Below are 3,061 nucleotides of genomic sequence, written 5' to 3'. Positions count from 1 at the left end.
ATATTCGACTAAGTCGTAAGCGCATAAAACATTTCGGGAGAAGGTCGCTGGACCCGCCGGTATCGAGGTCGAATAATCCGCGGTGGCGTGGGACATTGTCGCCGCAACCTCAACATCCACATCGGATAGAACCATATGAAACGGGCTGGCTGCCTTCTACCACATATAGCCGGTCAACATTCGGATGTGCGAGAAAAGCGGTCTCAATCATGGCTATGCGATAAACAGGCGACTTCGGTCCGGAACCGCTAATTTAAAACGCCATTCGTCCAAAAGCCGACCTTCAGACGTACGTATGTCGTCAGATCTGCCGGCTACGCATGCCGAACATTTTGACATGCAACCAAAAACGGTGTGGCAAATTTCGCAAATCTATTAACCTTTTGTAGATATCCGTGTCGCAAGACAGTCTGTGTGAAGATGCGAGTTTAGCAACGATACTGTTGAATCTGTTTCGAGAACGCTTGCGGGCTCGCGCCGTCGAGAGGCTCGGCGTAGTCGGCAGTGTAGCCGATACTAGGGTCAGGACTCATAACCACCAGGTGACGGCTGCCACGAGGTAGATCGCGCCGAGGAAGTTAGTGGCGAGCTTGTCGTAACGCGTAGCGATGCGGCGATAATCCTTCAGGCGGCAGAACATGCGCTCGACCGCGTTTCGGCCTTTGTAGAGCGAGCGCGAGAAGCAGCTCTTCCAGCGCCGGTTCGCCTTGGAGGGGATGTTGGGCACGGCACCCTGGCGCTCGATCAGGTCGCGGATCGCGTTGCTGTCATACGCTTTGTCCGCCAAAACGATGGTGCGCGGCGGGAGATCGTCGAGCAAGACATCGGCAGCACGGCAGTCGGCAACGTTGCCGCCGGTCAGCAGGAAGCGGAGCGGGCGACCTTCGCAGTCGGTAAGGGCGTGGAGCTTGGTGTTGCGTCCGCCGCGGCTGATCCCGATCGCTTGGACGAGCGCCCCCCTTTTCCGCCGCCCGCCGAGCGGTGCGCCTTCATATGCGTGCTGTCGATCAGGACTTCGGGAGGCGGTCCACCCGCTGCCGCCAGCGTGACGAACATCTCTTGCCAAATGCCTTTCGCCGCCCACCGGACGAACCGGTTGTACAGCGTCTTTCTCGGACCGTAGCAGGCCGGTGCATTGACCCAGCGACCGCCCGATCTCACCACATGGATGATGCCACTGATCACACGCCGGTCATCAACCCGCGCAACCCTTCGAACCTTGTCCGGCAGCAACGGCCGAAGCCGCTCGAACTGCTCTTCACTCAACCAGAACTCGCTCAAACCCACGCTCCTGCTGCCGCAGAGCCTGAATCACATTCGCGCCGCCAAGGGAATCCGGTTTATGGGTCCTGACCCTAGTCAGCGCTTGCCGATCAGTTTGGCAATCGGCAACGCCTGGGGGCCTGCGCGCAACGTCTCAGCCAGCGGACGGTGCGCGTCGCGGTCGCAGCCATAATCATACAAGAGGTGACCCCCGCCACCTTCGCCGGTCCAGGTGACGTCGACCGAAGGAAGATCGGTTGCGTACATCTTGCAGGTATCCGGCCCGGTCAGTAGCACTTCGCCCACGGGCAGATAGGGTTGCAGCCGACCGAACAAACTCGCGACCTGTGCCGGTGTGGCTGTGAAGCGGCGCTCGCCCACTACGGCCGTGTTGCTCGTCCCGCTAAAGACCCCGGCGCCATCGGCACCGATCGTCACGCTGTAGACCGGACAGAACCCATGGCATGGCGTCGTCGCATAGGTCAGACTGCGGATCTGAGAGCGGGCAGATGCAACGGACTGCGGCTCAACCTTGTGCCCGGTCGTGGCGCATCCGCTCAGCGCCAACGTCGTCCCTGCCAACCACACCATCAACCGCATTTTCATATCCCGCCAGCCATATTCGGATCTCGACCGCCAACCTAACACGTCAAGCCGCGACAAGTTCGATGTTGGGGTGATTGCCAATGATCTCGAGGACGATATCGAAATAGGTTTGCCCGGCGCCTCGCTCGAGGGCATCCAACTGACCGGCGATCATAGTGACATTGAACATGCCGGGCCGTTTCAGCTTCTCCGCCAGAAACGTGCGCGTCGTCGCAAGGCCGAGCGTCGATCTGCTGACGTCCATGTTCCGCCAGATCAGCTTGACCGGCTCATGCCCGTCGATCGCACCATAGCCCCCGTAAAGCAGGTCGTTCAACGCATCGAGGCTATCGCCCAGCGACCAGCTTTCGTCAGCCATGAAGACGCGATTGATCTCGGCATAAAATGTCGGAATGTCGATGATGGCGTGGCCGCGAATCTCTAATGTCTTGGCCATGTCAGGTCAGCCCGCTGCCATGCCCTCGACCGCGCGCAGCGGGGTCAGCTCGAACGTGGTGGTCTGTCCGACTGCTCCCAAAAGCTCTGCCGTCAGCGGTGCAGAGATCGTCCCGGTGCAGATGTTCAGCGTGATTCTGGCGACGTGAACGCTTCGGCTGCGAGGAAAGACAGGACCGGCAATCCATCGGATTTCGGCCGCTGCGCGATGGCCGGCAGCAAGCCGGAGCGGCACCATCATGGCACCTGTGCATTATTTGGACACAGATTCACGGTAGCCCGCAATCAGGCTTTTGGTCGCCCCCCTTCTAGCAGTGACAACCGAGATGGTTTGCCGATCTCAGGAATCGACATTGTGGAAACGGGGCTCTGAACGTCACACATCCGGGCAGGCGGGTGTAAGAATTCGCCCGATTGCGACAAAATCTCGCCAGACTACGTCATCATCAACGCCAATCGATCCAGTCTCCATGAGCATGGCATGTCGCCCAGGCGCGTCTGCCCACCAGCGACGCCTTTGTGTTCGATACCGGGTCTAGCGAATTACCGCTCAACGTCGACTTAGCGACCTGGTGCACACTGACCAACCGCGTGACCACCGAAGGCGCGCCGACAAACTGTCAGGGCAGTGCTTGGGGTAAGCCGCTTTTTATCCCAGGTGCACCTTCCACAGGCCTGGTTTCAATCGGCAAGGCCCCTCTCTGTAGTATTACTATCTTCACCAATCCTGCTCAGCCAACCGGCTTCGCCGACTGGC

General features: G+C 59.4%; 4 protein-coding genes and 1 pseudogene. 1 reads left to right on the top strand and 4 read right to left on the bottom strand.

The features are described from left to right. Nucleotides 1-529: 529 nt before the first annotated feature. The 4 genes and pseudogenes from QBJ92_RS20475 to QBJ92_RS20460 all read right to left on the bottom strand — a co-directional run bounded on the left by QBJ92_RS20475 (nucleotide 530) and on the right by QBJ92_RS20460 (nucleotide 2,545). Nucleotides 530-1,281: pseudogene (locus QBJ92_RS20475) on the bottom strand (IS5 family transposase). A 78-nt stretch (nucleotides 1,282-1,359) separates the two neighbouring features. Further along, complete coding sequence (locus QBJ92_RS20470) at nucleotides 1,360-1,863, bottom strand: DUF6438 domain-containing protein (RefSeq protein WP_277971535.1); 504 nt, start codon at nucleotides 1,861-1,863, stop codon at nucleotides 1,360-1,362. A gap of 49 nt (nucleotides 1,864-1,912) precedes the next feature. After that, nucleotides 1,913-2,305: a barstar family protein gene (locus QBJ92_RS20465; protein ID WP_277971534.1), complete on the bottom strand. Its 393-nt coding sequence runs from the start codon at nucleotides 2,303-2,305 to the stop codon at nucleotides 1,913-1,915. 6 nt (nucleotides 2,306-2,311) lie between these two features. After that, nucleotides 2,312-2,545 (bottom strand): hypothetical protein, encoded by a 234-nt coding sequence (locus QBJ92_RS20460; RefSeq protein WP_277971533.1) that lies wholly within the window; start codon nucleotides 2,543-2,545, stop codon nucleotides 2,312-2,314. Nucleotides 2,546-2,823: 278 nt separating this feature from the next. On the opposite strand from QBJ92_RS20460, the gene QBJ92_RS20455 reads away from it, so the two are divergent. Continuing rightward, nucleotides 2,824-3,061: hypothetical protein (locus QBJ92_RS20455; RefSeq protein ID WP_277971532.1), on the top strand; the 238-nt coding region annotated here is incomplete at its 3' end.

Source organism: Sphingomonas echinoides, from assembly GCF_029623395.1.
In the GTDB taxonomy this organism is placed as follows: Bacteria; Pseudomonadota; Alphaproteobacteria; order Sphingomonadales; family Sphingomonadaceae; genus Sphingomonas; species Sphingomonas echinoides_A.
This window is presented reverse-complemented; position numbering and strand designations above follow the sequence as displayed.

What these genes read in the sequence shown, in the direction of transcription:
- QBJ92_RS20470 (WP_277971535.1), bottom strand. Translation starts at nt 1,863, where the DNA reads ATGCGGTTGATGGTGTGGTTGGCAGGGACGACGTTGGCGCTGAGCGGA.
- QBJ92_RS20465 (WP_277971534.1), bottom strand. Translation starts at nt 2,305, where the DNA reads ATGGCCAAGACATTAGAGATTCGCGGCCACGCCATCATCGACATTCCG.
- QBJ92_RS20460 (WP_277971533.1), bottom strand. Translation starts at nt 2,545, where the DNA reads ATGATGGTGCCGCTCCGGCTTGCTGCCGGCCATCGCGCAGCGGCCGAA.